The following is a 20,738-nucleotide window of genomic DNA, read 5'->3' as shown; positions in this document are numbered from 1 at the left end:
CTCCAGGAAACGTTCGAGCAAGTGGGGTGGCCGGGCGGGTCAGGAGATGCCGAACTCCTTGCCGAGCAGTTCGAAGACCTCGTCGTCCGTCGCGTCGTCGAGGTCGTCGGACGCCGCCGCTTCGACGTCGGCGCGGCTGTCGCGCCACGCGGCGAGGAGCGCCGTCAGGCGGGCGCCGACCTGGTCGTCCTCGTCGTCGCCGGGCTTGACCGCGGCGAGGCTCGCCTCGATGCGGTTCAGTTCGGCGAGCAGCGGCGCCACCGCGCCGGGCTCCTCGATGGCGAGCCCCTCCTCGAGCAGTCCGACCAGGTCGAGCGGGGTCGGGTAGTCGAAGATGAGGGTGGCGGGCAGCCGGAGACCCGTGGCCGCGCCGAGCCGGTTGCGCAGCTCGACCGCGGTGAGCGAGTCGAAGCCCAGCTCCGTGAAGGCGCGCCGTTCGTCCACGTCCGCCGCGCCGGTCAGCGCGAGGACGGCGGCGACGTGGGCGCACACGAGGTCCACGAGCGCCGAGGGACGCTCGGACGCGGGCAGCGCCGCGAGCCGCTCCCGGAGCGCGGCGGCCGGGTCGAGCCCGGTCTCCGCGGCCCTGCGGGTCGTCGTGCGCACGAGTCCGCTGAACACCGGGGGTACGTACGGGAGTTCGCGTACGGCGCGCAGGTCGAGCCGCATCGGTACGACGACCGGGTCCGCGCCGAGGGCCACCGCGTCGAACAGCTCCAGGCCCTCCTCGGGGGTGAGGCCCGCCGTGCCGGCGTCGGCCATCCGGGCGCCCATGCCGTCCCCGCCGGACCACAGGCCCCACGCGAGCGAGGTCGCGGGCAGGCCCTGGGCGCGCCGGTGCCGGGCGAGGCCGTCGAGGAAGGCGTTGGCCGCGGCGTAGTTGCCCTGGCCGGGGTTGCCCAGGGTGCCCGCGGCGGACGAGAACAGCACGAACGCCGTCAGGTCCAGGTCGCGGGTCAGCTCGTGCAGGTTCCAGGCTGCGTCGACCTTGGGCCGGAAGACGGTGTCGACCTGGTCCGGGGTGAGCGAGCCGACGGTGGCGTCGGCGAGGACACCGGCGGTGTGCACGACGGCGGTCACGGGGTGCTCGGCGAGCAGGGCGCTCACCGCGTCCCGGTCGGCCACGTCGCAGGCGACGGCGGCGACTTCGGCGCCGAGGCCCACCAACTCGTCGTACAGGTCACCGACTTGACCGCGTCGGCTCGCAAGGACGAGCCGTCGTACGCCGTGCCGCCGCACCAAGTGCCGCGCCACCAATCCGCCGAGCATGCCGCTCGCACCGGTCACGAGCACCGCACCGGTGCCGAAGGACGAAGCCTCCTCCTCCGCGTCGGCGGTCCTGACCCGTGCGAGCCTCGGCACGAACGACTCGCCTCCGCGCACCGCCAGCTCGGGTTCGGACCTGGTGAGGGCGGGCTTCCAGCCGTTCTCGTCGTCGACGTCGACGAGCACGACGCGGTCGGGGTGCTCCGACTGCGCCGTACGCACCAGGCCCCACACCGCGGCGGCGGCCAGGTCCGGCACGTCCTCACCGGACCCGACGGCGACGGCACCCCTGGTCACGAGGACCAGGCGCGAGGTCTCGCACCGCTCGTCGGCCAGCCAGCCCTGCACCAGCTCCAGGACGGCCAGGACCCCGGGGCGTACCGCGCCCGCGTCATCGGTGCCGTCGGACTCGGCGCACCGCACCACGACGTTGTCGGGCAGCAACTCGCCCGCGTCCAGCTCCGCCCGCACGGCGGCCCAGTCCGCGAACTCCGCCACCGAGCCGACGCTCCCGCCCGAGGAAGCCGAGGCGGCCGTCCAGTCGAGCCGGAACAGCGACTCCCAGGTGCGCCGGGTCAGCGCGGCCGTGACCGGACGCAGGACGAGCGAGTCGATCGAGACGACCGGAGCGCCCGTTCCGTCCGTGACGGTCAGCGCCACGCCGTCGGTGCCCGCGGGCGCGAGACGGACGCGCACCGCGCCGGCACCGGAGGCGTGCAGCCGCGCACCCGACCACGAGAACGGCAGCCTGCCGGGATCGTCTCCCCCGCCCATGAGGCCGATGGCGTGCAGCGACGCGTCCAACAGGGCCGGGTGCAGACCGAATCCGCCCGCGTCGACGCCGTCCGGCAGGGCGACCTCGGCGTAGATCTCCTCGCCCTTGCGCCAGGCGGCGCGCAGGCCCTGGAACACCGGCCCGTAGCCGAACCCGCCATCAGCCATGCGGTCGTAGAGCCCGTCCAGATCCACGGCCTCCGCCCCGGCAGGGGGCCAGACTCCGGCGTCGACCATGGGCGTCTCCGCGCCGCCCGTGAGGGCGCCGCTCGCGTGCCGGACCCACACGTCGCCGTCGTCCTCGCGGGCGTGGACGGTCACGGGACGTCGACCGGACTCGTCCGGCGCGCCGACCCGCACCTGCACCCGAACGCCACCACGCTCGGGCACCACGAGGGGCGCCTCCAGCGTCAGTTCCTCGACCACGTCGCACCCGACGTGGTCACCGGCACGCACCGCCAGTTCCAGGAAGGCCGTGCCGGGCAGCAGGACCGAACCCTGGATCGCGTGATCGGCGAGCCACGGGTGGGTTCCCCTGGAGAGTCGGCCCGTGAACAGGACGGTGTCCTCGTCCGCGGGCGCGACCGCGGCGCCGAGCAGCGGGTGGTCGGCGGAGCCGAGGCCGAGCCCGGTGGCGTCGGTGGCGGGCCGCAGGCTGGTGTCGGGCCAGAACCGCTGGTACTGGAAGGCGTACGTCGGCAGGTCGACGGTGTAGCCGCTGCCCGAGTAGTAGGCGTCCCAGTCGACGCGCACGCCGCGTACGTCCAGTTCGGCGAGCGCGGTCATGACCGCGTTGTCCTCCGGCCGGTCGCCGCGCAGGACGGGCACGAAGGCCGCGTCCGGCAGGGACTCCTGTCCGAGCGCGGAGAGCACGCCACCGGGTCCGATCTCGACGAGGACGTCCGCGCCCATGTCGACCACGGCGTCGGCGAAGCGCACGGCCTCGCGCACGTGCCGCACCCAGTAGTCCGCCGAGCCCAACTCCGCGCCGGAGACCGCCTTACCGGTCAGCGTGGACACGATCGGGATCGTGGGCGTCTCGTACGACACGCTGTCGAGGACCGCGCGGAAGTCGTCGAGCATCGGGTCCATCAGCGGCGAGTGGAACGCGTGGCTGACCTTCAGACGGGTCGCCTTGCGGCCAGCCGCACGCCAGTGCTCCGCCACCGCATCGACATCGGCGGCGACACCGGAGACGACGATCGAGTGAGAACCATTAACCGCCGCAATACCCACCGTCTCCGGCAAGCCCTCGGAAGTAACCTCAGCCTCCGACGCCTGGATCGCCACCATCGCGCCGCCCTCGGGCAGCGCCTGCATCAACGCACCACGCGCGGAGACCACCTTCACGGCGTCGGCGAGCGACCAGACACCCGCCACATGCGCCGCAGCCAACTCACCGATCGAGTGGCCCGCCAGGGCATCCGGACGCACGCCCCACGACTCAAGGAGCCGGAACAGCGCCACCTCGACCGCGAACAACGCAGGCTGCGTCACCCCCGTCTCGTTCAGCGCGTCGGCATCCTCACCGAACAACACCTCCCGCACCGCCGGGTCGAAGGCGGCAAGGACCTCGTCCAGCGCCTCCCCGAACACCGGGAAACGCTCGGCCAGTTCACGCCCCATCCCGAGCCGCTGCGACCCCTGCCCCGAGAACAGGAAGCCGACCCGGCGCTCGTAGGCGACTCCGCGTACGACCGCGTTGGTGAGCCGTCCCTCGACGGCGTCGGTGAGTCCGGCGAGGAGGTCGGCGGAGTCGCGGCCGACGACGGCGAGCCGGTGTTCGAACCCGGCTCGCGAGGTCGCGAGGGCGCGGGCGACGTCCGCCGGGGCGAGGTCGGGCCGCGCGGTCAGGTGGTCGCGCAGCCGGACCGCCTGGTCGTGCAGCGCGCTCTCGGTGCGGCCGGAGACCAGCCACGGGCCGAGCGGTGCGGCTTCGGCGGCCTGCGGCTCGTCGGCGTCCGGCGCGGACTCGATGATGACGTGCGCGTTGGTGCCGCTGAAGCCGAAGGACGACACGCCGGCCCGGCGGGGCCGGTCGGTGTGCGGCCAGGGCCGTGCCTCGGTGAGGAGTTCCACGGCGCCCGCGGACCAGTCGATGTGCGATGAGGGCTCGCCGACGTGCAGGGTCTTCGGCAGCAGTCCGTGCCGCATCGCCATGACCGTCTTGATGACGCCGCCGACGCCGGCGGCGGCCTGGGTGTGGCCGATGTTGGACTTCAGGGAGCCCAGCCACAGCGGGTCCCCGGCGCGGTCCCGCCCGTAGGTGGCGAGCAGTGCCTGTGCCTCGATGGGGTCGCCGAGGGTCGTACCCGTGCCGTGCGCCTCGACCGCGTCGACGTCGGACGCGGCCAGGCCCGCGCTCGCCAGTGCCTGGCGGATCACCCGCTGCTGCGAGGGACCGTTGGGCGCGGTGAGGCCGTTGGACGCGCCGTCCTGGTTGACCGCAGAGCCGCGGACCACCGCGAGCACCTGGTGCCCGTTGCGGCGCGCGTCCGAGAGGCGTTCCAGGACGAGCATGCCGACGCCTTCGCCCCAGCCGGTGCCGTTGGCGTCCGTGGAGAACGAGCGGCAGCGGCCGTCCGGCGAAAGGCCCTGCTGGCGGGTGAAGTCGATGAACGCGGAAGGAGTCGCCATCACGGTGACACCGCCCGCGAGCGCGAGATCGCACTCGCCGGAGCGCAGCGCCTGAGCGGCCAGGTGCAGGGCGACCAGGGACGACGAGCAGGCCGTGTCCACGGTCATCGCGGGCCCTTCCATCCCGAACACGTACGACACGCGGCCGGACGCGACGCTGCCCGCGTTGCCCGTGCCGAGGAAGCTCTCGACGCTCTCGGGCACGCCGTGCAGCTGGGAGGCGTAGTCGTGGTACATGACGCCCGCGAAGACGCCGGTCGCGGTGCCGCGCACCGACTTGGGGTCGATGCCCGCCCGCTCGAAGGCCTCCCAGGAGGTCTCCAGGAGCAGTCGCTGCTGCGGGTCCATGGCGAGGGCCTCGCGCGGCGATATCCCGAAGAAGCCCGGGTCGAACTGGTCCGCGTCGTGCAGGAAGCCGCCCTCACGGGTGTAGGAGCTGCCGGCCCGCTCGCCCGCCGGGTCGTACAGGGACTCCACGTCCCAGCCGCGGCCGGTCGGGAACGGCGTGATGCCCTCGGCCTCGTCGACGAGCAGGCGCCACAGGTCCTCCGGGGTGGTGACCCCGCCGGGGTAGCGGCAGCTCATGCCGACGATCGCGATCGGCTCGTCGGTCACGGCCGCGACGGCGACCGTGCCGGTGGCCGGTGCGGCGGCGGGTGCCCCGGCGAGTTCGACGCCGACGAACGCGGCGATCGCCGCGGGGGTCGGGTAGTCGAAGATCAGCGTGGCGGGCAGCCGGAGGCCCGTGGCGGTGCCGAGGCGGTTGCGCAGGTCGACGGCGGTCAGCGAGTCGAAGCCGAGCTCCGTGAACGCCTGTCCTGCCGCGACCTCCTCCGGTCCGGCGTGGCCGAGCACCACGGCGGCCTGGGTGCGGACGAGGTCCAGGAGCACCCGCTCGCGCTCGTCCTCGGCCAGGGGCGCGAGCCGGTCGCGGAGCGCGGCGGCCGGGTCGGCGCCGCCTCCCGCCGCCCTGCGGGTCGTCGTGCGCACGAGTCCGCTGAACACCGGGGGTACGTGAGGGAGTTCGCGTACGGCCCGCAGGTCGAGCCGCATCGGTACGACGACGGGCTCGGTGCCGGAGACCGCGGCGTCGAACAGCGCGACGCCTTCGTCCGCGGACAGGCCGGTCTCGGCGGACTGTGCCACGCGGGCGCCCATGCCGTCGGCCCACAGGCCCCACGCGAGTGAGGTCGCGGGCAGGCCCTGGGCGTGCCGCTGCCGGGCCAGGGCGTCGAGGAACGCGTTGGCCGCCGAGTAGTTGCCCTGCCCGGGCCCGCCCAGCGTGCCCGCCACGGACGAGAACAGCACGAACGCCGTCAGGTCCAGGTCGCGGGTCAGCTCGTGCAGGTTCCAGGCCGCGTCGACCTTGGGCCGGAAGACGGTGTCGACCTGCTCGGGGGTGAGCGAGCCGACGGTGGCGTCGGCGAGGACACCGGCGGTGTGGACGACGGCGGTCACGGGGTGCTCGGCCAGGAGCGACGCCAGGGCGTCCCGGTCGGAGACGTCGCAGGCCGCGTACGTCACTTCGGCGCCCAGCGCGACCAGTTCGTCGCGCAGCTCCTCGGCGCCCTCGGCCGCGATGCCGCGCCTGCTGGCGAGGACGAGGCGGCCGACTCCGTGGCTGCCGACGAGGTGCCGGGCCACGAGGCCGCCCAGGGCTCCGGACGCGCCGGTCACGAGGACCGAGCTGTCCGGTCCGAACGCCGGGTCCGTGCCGGGCTCCGGCCGCATCCGCGCGAGGCGGGCCACGTACGCCCGTCCGTCCCGTACGGAGATCTGGGGCTCGCCGGTGGTCAGCAGCGGCTTCCACGCGCTGTCGTCCGCGGTGTCCGCGTCGACGAGCACGATGCGGTCGGGGTTCTCCGCCTGTGCCGCACGCACCAGGCCCCACACCGCGGCGGCGGCCAGGTCCGGCACGCCCTCGCCGGATCCGGCGGCGACGGCGCCTCGGGTCACGAGGACCAGGCGCGATGCCGCACAGCGGTCCTCGGCGAGCCAGCCCTGCACCAACTCCAGGACGGCCAGGACGTGTTCACGTACCGCGGACACGTCGTCGGACTCGGCGCACCGCACCACGACGGTGTCCGGCAGCGTCTCCCCCGTGCCCAGCTCCGCCCGCACGGCGGCCCAGTCCGCGAACTCCGCCACCGAGCCGGGGTTCCCGGCGGACGCCGGGGCGGGCACCCAGTCCAGGTGGAACAGCGACTCCCAGCCCTGCCGGGACAGCGCGGCCGTGACCGGACGCAGCACGAGCGAGTCGATCGAGACGACCGGAACACCCGCTCCGTCGGCCACGGTCAGCGCGACGCCGTCGGTCCCCGCGGGCTTGAGCCGCACCCGCAGCGCCGTCGCGCCGGAGGCGTGCAGCCGCACGCCCGACCACGCGAACGGCAGCCTGCCGGGTCCGTCCGCCGCACCCATCAGGCCGATGGCGTGCAGCGACGCGTCGAGCAGCGCCGGGTGCAGACCGAATCCGTCCACGCCCACACCGTCCGGCAGGGCGACCTCGGCGTAGATCTCCTCGCCCTTGCGCCAGGCGGCCCGCAGGCCCTGGAACACCGGCCCGTAGCCGAACCCGCCATCAGCCATGCGGTCGTAGAGCCCGTCCAGGTCCACGGCCTCCGCCCCGGCGGGCGGCCAGACACCGTCAGCGGCCGACGGCACGTCCGCACCGGTCAGGAGCGTGCCGCTCGCGTGCCGGACCCACACGTCGCCGTCGTCCTCACGGGCGTGGACCGTCACCGAGCGCCGACCGGAGTCGTCCGGCGCGCCGACCCGCACCTGCACCCGTACGCCACCACGCTCGGGCACCACCAACGGCGCCTCCAGCGTCAACTCCTCCACCGCATCGCACCCGACCTGGTCACCGGCACGCACCGCCAGCTCCAGGAACGCCGTACCGGGCAGCAGGACCGAACCCTGGATCGCGTGATCGGCCAGCCACGGGTGGGTCTCCACCGACAGCCTGCCGGTGAAGAACTGCCCGTCCGAGTCGGGCGTGTCGACGATCGCGCTGAGCAGCGAGTGGTCGGCCGCGCCGAGCCCCGCCGCGTCGAGGTCGCCCGCGGAGACCCCGGCGTCGAGCCAGTAGCGCTTCCGCTGGAACGCGTACGTCGGCAGGTCGACGCGGCGCGCGCCACGACCGGCGAAGAACGCCTCCCAGTCCACCCGCACACCGTGCGTGGACAGTTGGGCCACCGCCGTGGTCAGCGCGGTCTCCTCCGGGCTGTCGCCCCGCAGCGCGGGCACGAAGTTCGCGTCCGCCGCGCACTCCTGGCCCAGCGCCGCGAGGACGCCGCCGGGGCCGACCTCGACGAAGGTGACGATGCCCTGGGCCACGAGGGTGTCGACGGCGTCGGCGAAGCGCACGGCCTCGCGGACGTGCCGCACCCAGTACTCGGGCGAGGTCAGCTCCGTCTTGGAGGCCGCCTTGCCGGTCAGTGTGGACACGATGGGGAGCGACGGCTCTCCGTACGACACGCCCTCAAGGACCGCGCGGAAGTCGTCAAGGATCGGGTCCATCAGCGGCGAGTGGAACGCGTGGCTCACCTTCAGGCGGGTCGCCTTACGGCCCGCAGCACGCCAGTGCTCAGCGATCGTGTCGACGTCAGCGGCAACTCCGGAGATGACCACTGAGTGAGGACCATTGACCGCCGCTATACCCACCGTCTCCGGCAAGCCCTCAGCGGCGATCTCTTCCTCGGACGCCTGGATGGCGACCATCGCACCGCCGGCCGGAAGCGCCTGCATGAGCGCGCCTCGCGCGGACACCACCTTGACGGCGTCCGACAGCGACCAGACACCCGCCACATGCGCCGCTGCCAGCTCACCGATCGAGTGGCCCGCCAGCACATCCGGGCGGACACCCCAGGACTCAAGGAGCCGGAACAGCGCCACCTCGACCGCGAACAACGCGGGCTGCGTCGACCCCGTCTCGTTCAGCGCCTCGGCATCCGCACCGAACAGCACCTCCCGCACCGACGGGTCGAACTCACCGAGGACAGCGTCCAGAGCGTCCGCGAACACCGGGAAACGGGCGGCCAGTTCACGCCCCATGCCAAGGCGCTGCGAGCCCTGGCCCGAGAACAGGAAGCCCACCCCGCCCACGGCGGCGGACCCCGTGTGCAGGCCGGGGAACGGGCGCTCCTCGGCCAGGGCGGCGAGCCCGTCGAGGAGCGCCGCGCGGTCGTCCGCCACGAGGGCGGCACGGTGGTCGAAGGCGGACCGGGTCACGGCCAGCGAGTAGGCGACGTCCAGGACGCCGGCCGCGGGGGCGCCCGCGACGTGGTCCCGCAGTCGCCGTGCCTGCTCGCGCAGCGCCTCCGTGTTCCTGGCCGAGAGCAGCCACGGCACGGCGCCGTCGGCCGGTGCCGGGACGTGGTCGTCGCTCGGGACCTGCTCGATGATGGTGTGCGCGTTCGTGCCGCTCACGCCGAACGACGACACGCCGGCGCGGCGCGGGCGGCCGGTCTCCGGCCACGAACGGGCCTGCGTCAGCAGCTCGACGTCACCGGCCGACCAGTCCACCTGCGAGGTGGGCTCACCGACGTGGAGGGTCGGCGGCAGCACGCCCGCCCGCATCGCCATGACCATCTTGATGATGCCGGAGACTCCGGCGGCGGCCTGGGTGTGGCCGATGTTCGACTTGATCGAGCCGAGCCACAGCGGCTCACCGGCGCGGTCCTGGCCGTAGGTCGCGAGGAGGGCCTGGGCCTCGATCGGGTCGCCGAGGGTCGTGCCCGTGCCGTGCGCCTCGACCGCGTCCACGTCGGACGTGGACAGGCCCGCGCTCGCCAGCGACTGCCGGATCACACGCTGCTGGGAGGGGCCGTTCGGGGCGGTGAGGCCGTTGGACGCACCGTCCTGGTTCACGGCCGAACCGCGTACGACCGCGAGGACCTTGTGGCCGTTGCGGCGGGCGTCCGACAGACGCTCCACCAGCAGCATGCCGACGCCCTCGCCCCAGCCGGTGCCGTCCGCGCTGTCGGAGAACGACTTGCAGCGGCCGTCGGCGGCGAGCCCGCGCTGGCGGCTGAAGTCCACGAACGTGCCCGCGGTCGCCATCACCGCGACACCGCCCGCGAGCGCAAGTTCGCACTCTCCCGACCGCAGCGCCTGCACCGCCATGTGCAGCGCGACGAGCGACGAGGAGCACGCGGTGTCGACGGTGACCGCGGGGCCTTCGAGGCCCATCATGTAGGCGACGCGGCCGGACGCGACGCTGCCGGACGCGCCGGTGCCCAGATAGCCCTCGACGTCCTCCGGCACGGAACGGAGCCGCGCCGCGTAGTCGTGGTACATCAGGCCCGCGTACACACCGGTGGCGCTGCCCCGCACCGACTCCGGGGCGATCCCGGCCCGCTCGAACGCCTCCCAGGAGGCTTCGAGGAGGAGGCGCTGCTGCGGGTCCATGGCGAGGGCCTCGCGCGGCGAGATCCCGAAGAAGCCCGGGTCGAACTGGTCGGCGTCATAGAGGAATCCGCCTTCACGCGCGTACGAGGTGCCGATGTGGTCCGGGTCCGGGTGGTACAGCCGCGCCAGGTCCCAGCCGCGGTTGTCGGGGAAGTCGCCGATGGCGTCGGTGCCGTCGAGGACGAGCTGCCAGAGGTCCTCGGGCGAGTTGACGCCGCCGGGGTAGCGGCAGCTCATGCCGACGATCGCGATCGGCTCGTCGGTGATCGCGGCCACCGTGCGGGTGGTCGCCGTGACGACCGGGGAGCCCGCGAGTTCGGAGCCGAGGAAGGCGGCGACCGCCGCGGGGGTCGGGTGGTCGAAGACCAGGGTCGCGGGCAGGCGCAGTTCGGTGACCGCGTTGAGGTTGTTGCGCAGTTCGACGGCGCTGAGCGAGTCGAAGCCGACTTCGCGGAAGGCGCGGTCGGGTGCGACGGCGTGCGGAGAGCTGTGGCCGAGGACCATGGCCACGTGCTCCTGGACGAGCGTCAGGAGGGTCTTCTCCCGCTCCGCGTCGGTCAGGCCCACCAGGGACTCGGCCAGCGCCGAACCCGCGACGGCGGCACGCTCGACGGTCCTGCGCACGGTACCGCGCACCAGGCCGCGCAGGACGACCGCCACGGGGTGGGAGCGCGCCTGCCGGTGCAGCCCGGGCAGGTCGAGCGGGACCGGCGCGAGGACGGCCCGACCCGTCGTGCCCGCCGCGTCGAACAGCGCGAGCCCCTGAGCCGTGCGGAGCGGGATCAGGCCGCCCCTGCTCATCCGCTTCACGTCGGCCTCGTCGAGCTGTCCGCTCATGCCGCTTGCCTCGGCCCACAGGCCCCAGGCCAGCGAGGTGGCGGGCAGCCCGGCCGCGCGGCGGTGCTGCGCGAGCGCGTCGAGGAAGGTGTTCGCGGCCGCGTAGTTGCCCTGTCCCGGGCCGCCGAACACGCCGGAGGCGGAGGAGAACAGGACGAACGCGGACAGGTCGAGGTCGCGGGTCAGCTCGTGCAGGTGCCAGGCCGCGTCGACCTTCGGGCGGAAGACGGTGTCGATGCGGTCCGCGGTGAGCGAGCCGATCGTGGCGTCGTCCAGGACACCGGCGGTGTGGACGACGGCGGTCACGGGGTGCTCGGCCAGGAGCGCCGCGAGGGCGTCCCGGTCGGAGACGTCGCAGGCCGCGTACGTCACTTCGGCGCCCAGCGCGACCAGTTCGTCACGCAGGTCCTCGGCGCCCTCGGCGGCGATGCCGCGCCTGCTGACCAGGAGCAGGTTGCGTACGCCGCGCTCGGCGACCAGGTGCCGGGCGAGCAGACCGCCCAGGGTTCCGGTGGCGCCGGTGACCAGCACCGCGCCGGAGCCGAAGCCCGGGTCGTCCACGGCGGCGCGCGCGGCCCTGGCCAGGCGCGGCACGCTCACTCGGCCTGCGCGCAGGGCGAGTTGGGGTTCGCCGGTGGCGAGCGCGGCGGGCAGCGCGTCGAGCGAGGCCGCCTCCTCGTCGAGGTCGACCAGGACGATCCGGTCGGGGTTCTCCGACTGGGCCGTGCGCACCAGGCCCCACACGGCGGCGTGCGCGAGGTGCGGTACGTCCTCGTCGTCCGTGGTGGCGACCGCGCCCTTGGTCACGACGACCAGGCGGGCCGCATCGAAGCTCTCGTCCGTCAGCCACGTCTGGACCAGGTCGAGGGCCCAGTGTGCCGCCTCGTGCGCCGAGGCCACGGGGTCGGGCGCGGACGGGTCCGGGCTCGACACGACCACGTAGTCGGGCAGTTCCGCCGACGGCGTGAGCGAGTCGGTCCACGTGGTCGTCGGGAGGTCGCCGTCGGTCAGCGGTACGGGCGACCAGTCCACGCCGAACAGCGCGTCGCTGAGTTCGTCGCCGGCCAGCTGGTCCTGCGAGACGGGCCGGATCACCAGCGAGTCGACCGTGGCCACCGGGGCGCCCGCCCCGTCCGCGATCGCGAGCGCCACCCGGTCGGGGCCGGAGGAGGTCAGGCGTACCCGCAGCAGTTCCGCGCCGGAGGCGTGCAGCCGCACGCCCGACCACGCGAACGGCAGCCGGCCGACGCCGTCGGCCTCGCCGGACAGGCTGATGGCGTGCAGGGCCGCGTCGAGCAGCGCCGGGTGCAGCCCGAACCCTTCGGCCTTCACGCCGTCGGGCAGCGCGACCTCGGCGTACACCTCGCCGCCGTCGCGCCAGGCGGCCTTCAGGCCCTGGAACACCGGGCCGTAGCCGAAGCCGCCCTGGACCATGTGGTCGTAGAAGCCGTCCAGGTCGACGGCCTCGGCGCCGGTGGGCGGCCACTCGGTCAGGGCGGCGCCGCTGCGGGCCCGGCCACCGGCCTGGAGCACGCCGATGGCGTGCCGGGTCCACGGCCTGCCGTCGTCGGTGTCGCCCGCGCTGGAGTGGAGCGTCAGCTCGCGCCTGCCGGACTCGTCCTCGGCGCCGACCCACACCTGGACCCGCACCGTGCCGTTCTCGGGCACCACGAGGGGCGCCTCCAGCGTCAGTTCCTCGACCACGTCGCAGCCGACCTGGTCACCGGCGCGGACCGCCAGCTCAAGGAACGCCGTACCGGGCAGCAGGATCGAGCCGAGCACGGCGTGATCGGCCAGCCACGGGTGCGTGCGCACGGACAGGCGGCCGGTGAGCAGCACGCCGTCGGTGCCGCCGAGGACGACCGTCGCGCCAAGGAGTGGGTGGTCGGCGGCGCCGAGCCCGGCCGCGGTCACGTCGCCCATCGCGGGCATCACGTGGGGCCAGTAGCGCTGGTGCTGGAAGGCGTACGTCGGCAGGTCCACGCGGCGCGTGCCCTGGCCGTCGAAGAAGGGCCGCCAGTCCACCTGCACGCCGCACACGTGCAGGTGGCCGGCGGCGGTCGTGGCCGCGGCGTCCTCGGGGCGGTCGCCGCGCAACATCGGTACGAAGGCCGCGTCCGGGGCGGACTCCTGGCCCAGGGCGGACAGCGCGCCGCCGGGGCCGACCTCGACGAACGTCGCCACACCCTCGTCCACGAGCGTGCTCACGGCGTCGGCGAAGCGCACCGCCTCGCGGACGTGCCGCACCCAGTAGTCCGGCGTCGCCAGCTCCTCGGCGGTCGCCTTCGCACCGGTCAGCGTCGACACGATGGGGAGTGACGGCTCCGCGAAGGAGACGCCTTCAAGGACCGCGCGGAAGTCGTCAAGGATCGGGTCCATCAGCGGCGAGTGGAACGCGTGGCTCACCTTCAGGCGGGTCGCCTTGCGGCCCTCCGCACGCCAGCGCTCCGCGATCGTGTCGACGTCAGCAGCGCCACCGGAGATGACGACCGAGTGAGGACCATTGACCGCCGCAATACCCACCGTCTCCGGCAAGCCATCGGCGGCGATCTCGACCTCCGTGGCCTGGATCGCGACCATCGCACCACCGGACGGCAGCGCCTGCATCAACGCACCACGCGCCGACACCACCTTCACGGCGTCAGCGAGCGACCAGACCCCGGCCACGTGCGCGGCCGCCAGCTCACCGATCGAGTGGCCCGCCAGCACATCCGGCCGCACACCCCACGACTCCAACAACCGGAACAGCGCCACCTCGACCGCGAACAACGCGGGCTGCGTCACCCCGGTCTCGTTCAGCGCCTCGGCATCCTCACCGAACAGCACCTCACGTACCGACGGATCAAAGGCGGCAAGGACCTCGTCCAGCGCCTCCGCGAACACCGGGAAACGCTCCGCCAGTTCACGCCCCATCCCGAGCCGCTGCGACCCCTGACCCGAGAACAGGAAACCCACCTGTCCCGGTTCACCGGCGACGCCCGTGACCGCCGCACCGGTCATCCGGCCGTCCGCCACGGCCGCCAGCGCGGCCAGGAACTCGTCCCGCTCACCGGCGACGACCACCGTGCGGTGTTCGAGGACCGCCCGCGACGACACCAGGGCGTGGCCCACGTCCGCGACGGTCAGCTCGGGGTCGTCGGTGACGAAGGTCCTGAGGCGGGCGGCCTGTTCCCGGAGTGCCTCGGGGGTCTGGGCCGACAGGGTCCACGGCACGAGGCCGTCGCGCACCGGCTCCGGCGCGTCCTCCGGGGCGTTCTCCGGCTCGACCGCCGGGGCCTGCTCGATGATCGTGTGGGCGTTGGTGCCGCTGACGCCGAACGAGGACACGCCTGCCCGCCAGGGCCTGCCGGTCTGCGGCCAGGGCCGCGACTCGGTCAGCAGCTCCACGGCGCCCGCGGACCAGTCCACGTGCGACGAGGGGTCGGTGACGTGCAGGGTCCGGGGCAGGACTCCCTGCCGCAGCGCCATCACCATCTTGATGACACCGGCCACCCCGGCGGCGGCCTGCGTGTGCCCGATGTTCGACTTGACCGAGCCGAGCCACAGGGGGTCGCCGGTGCGGTCCCGCCCGTAGGTGGCGAGCAGGGCCTGGGCCTCGATCGGGTCGCCGAGGGTCGTACCCGTGCCGTGGGCCTCGACGGCGTCCACGTCGGACGGGGCCAGGCCGGCGCTCGCGAGCGCCTGGCGGATGACGCGCTGCTGGGAGGGGCCGTTGGGGGCCGTCAGACCGTTCGACGCGCCGTCCTGGTTGATCGCGGAGCCCCGCACCACCGCCAGGATCCGGCGTCCGTTGCGCTGGGCGTCCGACAGGCGCTCGACGAGCAGCATGCCGACGCCCTCGCCCCAGCCGGTGCCGTCGGCGCTGTCGGAGAAGGCCTTGCAGCGGCCGTCGTCGGCGAGGCCGCGCTGGCGGCTGAAGTCGATGAACACGCCGGGTGTCGACATCAAGGTGACGCCGCCGACCAGGGCCGTCGAGCACTCCCCTGAGCGCAGTGCCTGCACGGCCATGTGCAGGGCGACCAGCGACGACGAGCAGGCCGTGTCGACCGTGACGGCGGGGCCCTCGAGGCCGAACGTGTAGGACAGGCGGCCGGAGATGACACTCGCGGCACTGCCCGTGCCCATGTGTCCCTCGACCTCACGCATGGTGTCCGGCGCGGCCATCAGGAGCGTCGGGTAGTCCTGGCCGTTGGTGCCGATGAACACGCCGGACCGGCTGCCGCGCACGGAGTGCGGGTCGATGCCCGCCCGCTCGTACACCTCCCAGGTGGTCTCCAGGAGGAGGCGCTGCTGCGGGTCCATGGCGAGGGCCTCGCGCGGCGAGATCCCGAAGAACGCCGGGTCGAACTCGGCGGCGCGGTCGAGGAAGGCACCCTTGTCGGTGTACGACGTGCCGGGGGTCGCCAGTTCCGGGTCGTAGAGCGCGTCCACGTCCCAGCCGCGGTCGGTGGGGAACTCCACGACGGCGTCGGTGCCGCCGGCGAGGAGGCGCCACAGGTCCTCCGGCGAGTTCACACCGCCGGGGAAGCGGCAGCTCATGCCGACGATGGCGATGGGCTCGTCGACGGCGACGGTGGTGTGCGTGGTCGCCGCCTCGACGGGTGCGCCCACGAGTTCGGTGTCGAGGAACGCGGCGAGGGCGGCGGGCGTCGGGTAGTCGTAGATCAGGGTCGCGGGCAGGCGCAGTTCGGTGACCGCGGTGAGGTTGTTGCGGAGTTCGACGGCGCTGAGCGAGTCGAAGCCGAGTTCCTTGAAGGCGCGGTCGGGGGCGACGGCCTGCGCCGAGCCGTGGCCGAGGACCACGGCGACGTGGCTCTGCACCAGTTCGACGAGTGCCTTCTCGCGGTCGGCGGCGGTCATGCCCGCCAGCGACTGCGCCCAACTGGACCGGGCCGTGGCACCGGCGTCGGCGGTCCGGCGCGCGGCGGAACGCACCAGGCCGCGCAGGACCGGCGCCACGGGGTGGGAGCGCGCCTGCCGGTTCAGGGCGGGCAGGTCGAGCGGGACGGGTGCGAGCAGGGCGCGGCCGGTCGAGGCCGCCGCGTCGAACAGGGCGAGCCCGTCGGCCGTGCGCAGCGGGAGCAGGCCGCCGCGGCCCATCCGCTTCACGTCGGCGTCGTCGAGCGCGCCGGTCATGCCGCTGGCCTCGGCCCACAGGCCCCACGCGAGGGACGTGGCGGGCAGTCCGGCGTCGTGGCGGTGCTGGGCGAGCGCGTCGAGGAAGGTGTTGGCGGCGGCGTAGTTGCCCTGGCCGGGGGCGCCGAGGATGCCCGCCACCGAGGAGAACAGGACGAACGCCGACAGGTCCAGGTCGCGGGTCAGCTCGTGCAGGTTCCACGCGGCGTCGACCTTCGGCCGGAACACCGTGTCCACGCGCTCCGGCGTCAACGAGCCGATCACGCCGTCGTCGAGGACACCGGCGGTGTGCACGACGGCGGAGACCTCGTGCGCGGAGAGGAGCGCCGCGACGGCGTCGCGGTCGGCCACGTCGCAGGCCACCAGGGCGACTTCGGCGCCGAGCGCGACCAGTTCGGCGCGCAGTTCCTCGGCGCCTTCGGCCGCGGCGCCGCGCCTGCTGACCAGGAGCAGGTTCCGTAGGCCCCGCTCCGCGGCCAGGTGCCGTGCGACCTGGGCGCCCAGGGTGCCCGTGGCGCCGGTGACGAGGACCGCGCCCGAGCCGAAGCCGGGGTCGTCGACGGCGGACCGGCCGACCCTGGCGAGCCGCGGCACGCGGAGGTCGCCGGAGCGCACCGCCACCTGCGTCTCGCCGATGGCCAGTCCGGACGCCAGCGTGTCCAGGGAGGCCGCGTCGTCGTCGAGGTCGACGAGGACGAACCGGTCCGGGTTCTCCAGCTGGGCGGACCGCACCATGCCCCACACCGCCGCCTGCGCGACGTCCCGCAGCTGCTCGTCGGCCGACGCGGCGACCGCGCCCCTGGTCACGACGGCCAGGCGGGCCGCGTCGAACCGCTCGTCCGCGAGCCACGTCTGGACCAGGTCGAGGGCCCAGTGCGCCGCCCGGTGCGCGGAGGCCGCCGGGTCGGACCCGGACGTGACGGGGCACGACACGACCACGTAGTCCGAGCGCGGCTCCGTGAGGGCCGCCAGGTCGGTGAACTCGGTCGTCGGTGCGGCGCCGCCGGACGGCGCGACGGTCACCCAGTCGACGCCGAACAGCGCGTCGTCGCGGTCCTCCCCGGCGACCTCGTCCGGCGTGATCGGGCGCAGTGCGAGGGCGTCCACGGTCGCGACCGGGGCGCCCGCTCCGTCCGCGACGGCCAGCGAGAACCCGTCCCCGCCCGTGGGCGCGAGGCGCACCCGCAGCACCGTGGCGCCGGAGGCGTGCAGCCGCACGCCCGACCACGCGAACGGCACCTGTCCTGTCTCGTCGGCGCCGCCGGACAGACCGATGGCGTGCAGCGCGGCGTCGAGGAGCGCGGGGTGCAGGCCGAATCCGTCCGCGCCCGCCTCCTCGGGCAGTACGACCTCGGCGAACACCTCGTCGCCGCGCCTCCACACGGCCCGCAGGCCCTGGAACACCGGCCCGTAGCCGAGGCCGGCGTCGGCCGCCCGGTCGTAGAGCCCGGCCAGGTCGACGACCTTGGCGCTCGCGGGCGGCCACTCCACCAGGGAGGTGGCGTCGGTACGTCCGGCCGCGCGCAGCACACCGGTGGCGTGCCGCGTCCACGGCCGGTCGTCGTCGGTGTCGCCCGTGCTGGAGTACAGGGTCAGCTCACGGCTGCCCGACTCGTCCTCGGCGCCGACCCACACCTGTACGCGGACCGCGCCGTGCTCGGGCACCACGAGGGGTGCCTCCAGCGTCAGTTCGTCGACGAGGTCGCAGCCGACCTGGTCGCCCGCGCGGATCGCCAGCTCCAGGAACGCCGTGCCGGGCAGCAGGACCGAGCCGTGGACCACGTAGTCGGCGAGCCACGGGTGGGTCTGGACGGACAGGCGGCCGGTGAGCAGCACGCCGTCGGTGCCGCCCACGGTGACGGCCGCGCCGAGCAGCGGGTGGTCGGCGGCGCCGAGTCCGGCGGCCGTCACGTCGCCGACGGCGGGCCGCGCGTCGAGCCAGTGGCGCTGGTGCTGGAAGGCGTACGTCGGCAGGTCTACGCGGCGCGCGCCGCGACCGGCGAAGAACGCATCCCAGGCGACCTGGACGCCGCGCACGTGCAGCTGTCCTGCGGCGGTCGTGGCAGCGACGTCCTCGGGGCGGTCGCCGCGCAACATCGGTACGAAGGCCGCGTCCGGGGCGGACTCCTGGCCGAGCGCCGAGAGCGCGCCGCCGGGGCCGACCTCGACGAACGTCGCCACGTTCTCGGCGGCCAGGGCGGTCACGGCGTCGGCGAAGCGCACGGCCTCGCGGACGTGGCGCACCCAGTAGTCCGGGGACGCCAGCTCTTCGGCGGTCGCCTTCGCGCCGGTCAGCGTGGACACGATGGGGAGCGACGGCTCCCCGTACGACACGCTCTGAAGCACCGCGCGGAAGTCGTCAAGCATCGGGTCCATGAGCGGTGAGTGGAACGCGTGGCTGACCTTCAGGCGGGTCGCCTTACGGCCCGCCGCACGCCAGCGCTCCGCGATCGCATCGACGTCAGCGGCAACTCCGGAGATGACCACTGAGTGAGGACCATTAACCGCCGCTACACCCACCGACTCCGGCAAGCCCTCAGCCATCACCTCAGCCTCGGACGCCTGAATCGCCACCATCGCACCGCCCTCAGGCAGCGCCTGCATCAACGCACCACGCGCCGACACCACCTTGACCGCGTCCGAAAGCGACCACACACCAGCCACATGCGCGGCCGTCAGCTCACCAATGGAATGACCGGCCAGCACATCCGGCCGCACACCCCACGACTCCAACAACCGGAACAGCGCCACCTCGACCGCGAACAACGCAGGCTGCGTCGCCCCCGTCTCGTTCAGCGCCTCGGCATCCGCACCGAACAGCACCTCACGCACCCGCGGGTCGAACTCCGCGAGCACGGCCTCCAGCGCCTCCCCGAACACCGGGAAACGCTCCGCCAGTTCACGCCCCATGCCGAGCCGCTGCGACCCCTGCCCCGAGAACAGGAAGCCCACCTGGCCGGGGTCGCCGACGACCCCCGTGACCGCCGCACCGGTCACCTCGCCGGCGGCCACCGCCGCCAGCGCCTCCAGGAGTTCGGAGCGTTCGGCGGCCACGACCACCGCGCGGTGCTCCAGCATCGCGCGGGACGTCGCGAGGGAGTAGCCGATGTCGGCGACCGGCTGGTCGGCGACCGCGGCCAGGAGGCGTTCGGCCTGTTCCCGCAGGGCGTCCGCGTCACGTGCCGAGAGGACCCACGGCATCACGCCGTCGCGCACCGGCTCGGGCGCGTCCGCCGGGGCTTCCTCCGGCTCGACCGCCGGGGCCTGTTCGACGATGACGTGGGCGTTCGTACCGCTGACGCCGAACGACGAGACGCCCGCGCGCCACGGCCTGCCGGTCTCCGGCCACGCCCGTGCCTCGGTCAGCAGCTCCACCGAGCCCGCCGACCAGTCCACGTGCGAGGACGGCTTGTCGATGTGCAGGGTCTTCGGCAGCGTGCCGTGCCGCATCGCCAGGACCATCTTCATCACACCGGCGACACCGGAGACCGCCTGGGTGTGGCCGATGTTCGACTTCAGGGCGCCCAGCCACAGCGGCCGGTCGGCCGCCCTGTTCTGGCCGTACGTGGCGAGCAGCGCCTGGGCCTCGATCGGGTCGCCCAGGGTCGTGCCGGTGCCGTGCGCCTCGACGGCGTCGACGTCGGAGGGCACGAGGCCCGAGTGGGCCAGGGCCTGGCGGATGACGCGCTGCTGGGAGGGGCCGTTGGGGGCGGTGAGGCCGTTGGAGGCGCCGTCCTGGTTGACCGCGGAGCCGCGGATCACGCCGAGGACGGGGTGGCCGTTGCGCTGGGCGTCCGAGAGGCGCTCCAGGAGCAGCAGGCCCGCGCCCTCGCCCCAGCCGGTGCCGTCGGCGGCGTCGGCGAAGGGCTTGCAGCGGCCGTTCTCGGCGAGGCCGCGCTGGCGGCTGAACTCGACGAAGGTGTCCGGCGTGGACATCACGGTGACGCCGCCCGCGAGGGCGAGCCCGCACTCGCTGTGCCGCAGCGCGTGCACGGCGAGGTGCAGGGCGACCAGGGAGGACGAGCAGGCGGTGTCGATGGTGAGGGCGGGGCCCTCTAAGCCGAGGACGTAGGAGATGCGGCCGGAGACGACGCTGGCCGCGTTGCCCGTGAGGAAGTAGCCCTCGTAGCCGTCGGGCACGCCGCCCTTGGCCAGGCGGGCCAGGTAGCCCTGGCCGTTGGTGCCGATGAAGACACCGGTCCTGCTGCCGCGCGTCGCGTGCGGGTCGATGCCCGCGCGCTCGAACGCCTCCCACGACGTCTCCAGGAGCAGTCGCTGCTGGGGGTCCATCGCCGCGGCCTCGCGCGGCGAGATCCCGAAGAACGCCGGGTCGAACTGGTCGGCGTCGTGCAGGAAGGCGCCCTCCCGGGTGTAGCTGGTGCCCTGCCGCTCGGGGTCCTGGTCGTAGAGCGCGTCCAGGTCCCAGCCGCGGTTGGTGGGGAATCCGGAGACGGCGTCCCTGCCGTCCGCCAGGAGCTGCCACAGGTCCTCGGGCGAGTTGACTCCGCCCGGGAACCGGCAGCTCATGGCGACGATCGCGATCGGCTCGACCTCGCGCTCCTCGGCCTCGCGGAGCTTGCCACGCGCCTCTTGGAGGTCCACCGTGGCTCGCCGGAGGTAGTCGAGGTACTTCTCCTCGTTCGACATGTGTTGCGACCTTTCAAGCGAGTTCATCG

1 protein-coding gene is annotated in these 20,738 nt (G+C 73.9%); it reads right to left on the bottom strand.

Annotation, left to right across the window (positions count from 1 at the left end; all coding sequences use genetic code 11):
• Positions 1-39: 39 nt before the first annotated feature.
• A complete protein-coding gene (locus tag AB6L24_RS17645; RefSeq protein ID WP_405656307.1) occupies positions 40-20,736 on the bottom strand; it encodes an SDR family NAD(P)-dependent oxidoreductase in 20,697 nt (6,898 codons plus the stop codon).
• Between the last annotated feature and the right edge of the window lie 2 nt (positions 20,737-20,738).

It is taken from the genome of Streptomyces sp. RK9 (genome assembly GCF_045070545.1).
GTDB classification, from domain to species: domain Bacteria; phylum Actinomycetota; class Actinomycetes; order Streptomycetales; family Streptomycetaceae; genus Streptomyces; species Streptomyces alboflavus.
Note: the sequence above shows the minus strand (reverse complement) of the source record. Positions and strands in the feature narration are given on the sequence as shown.

Excerpts from the sequence above, each read along its gene's own strand:
- AB6L24_RS17645 (WP_405656307.1), bottom strand. The coding sequence starts at position 20,736 with ATGAACTCGCTTGAAAGGTCGCAACACATGTCGAACGAGGAGAAGTAC.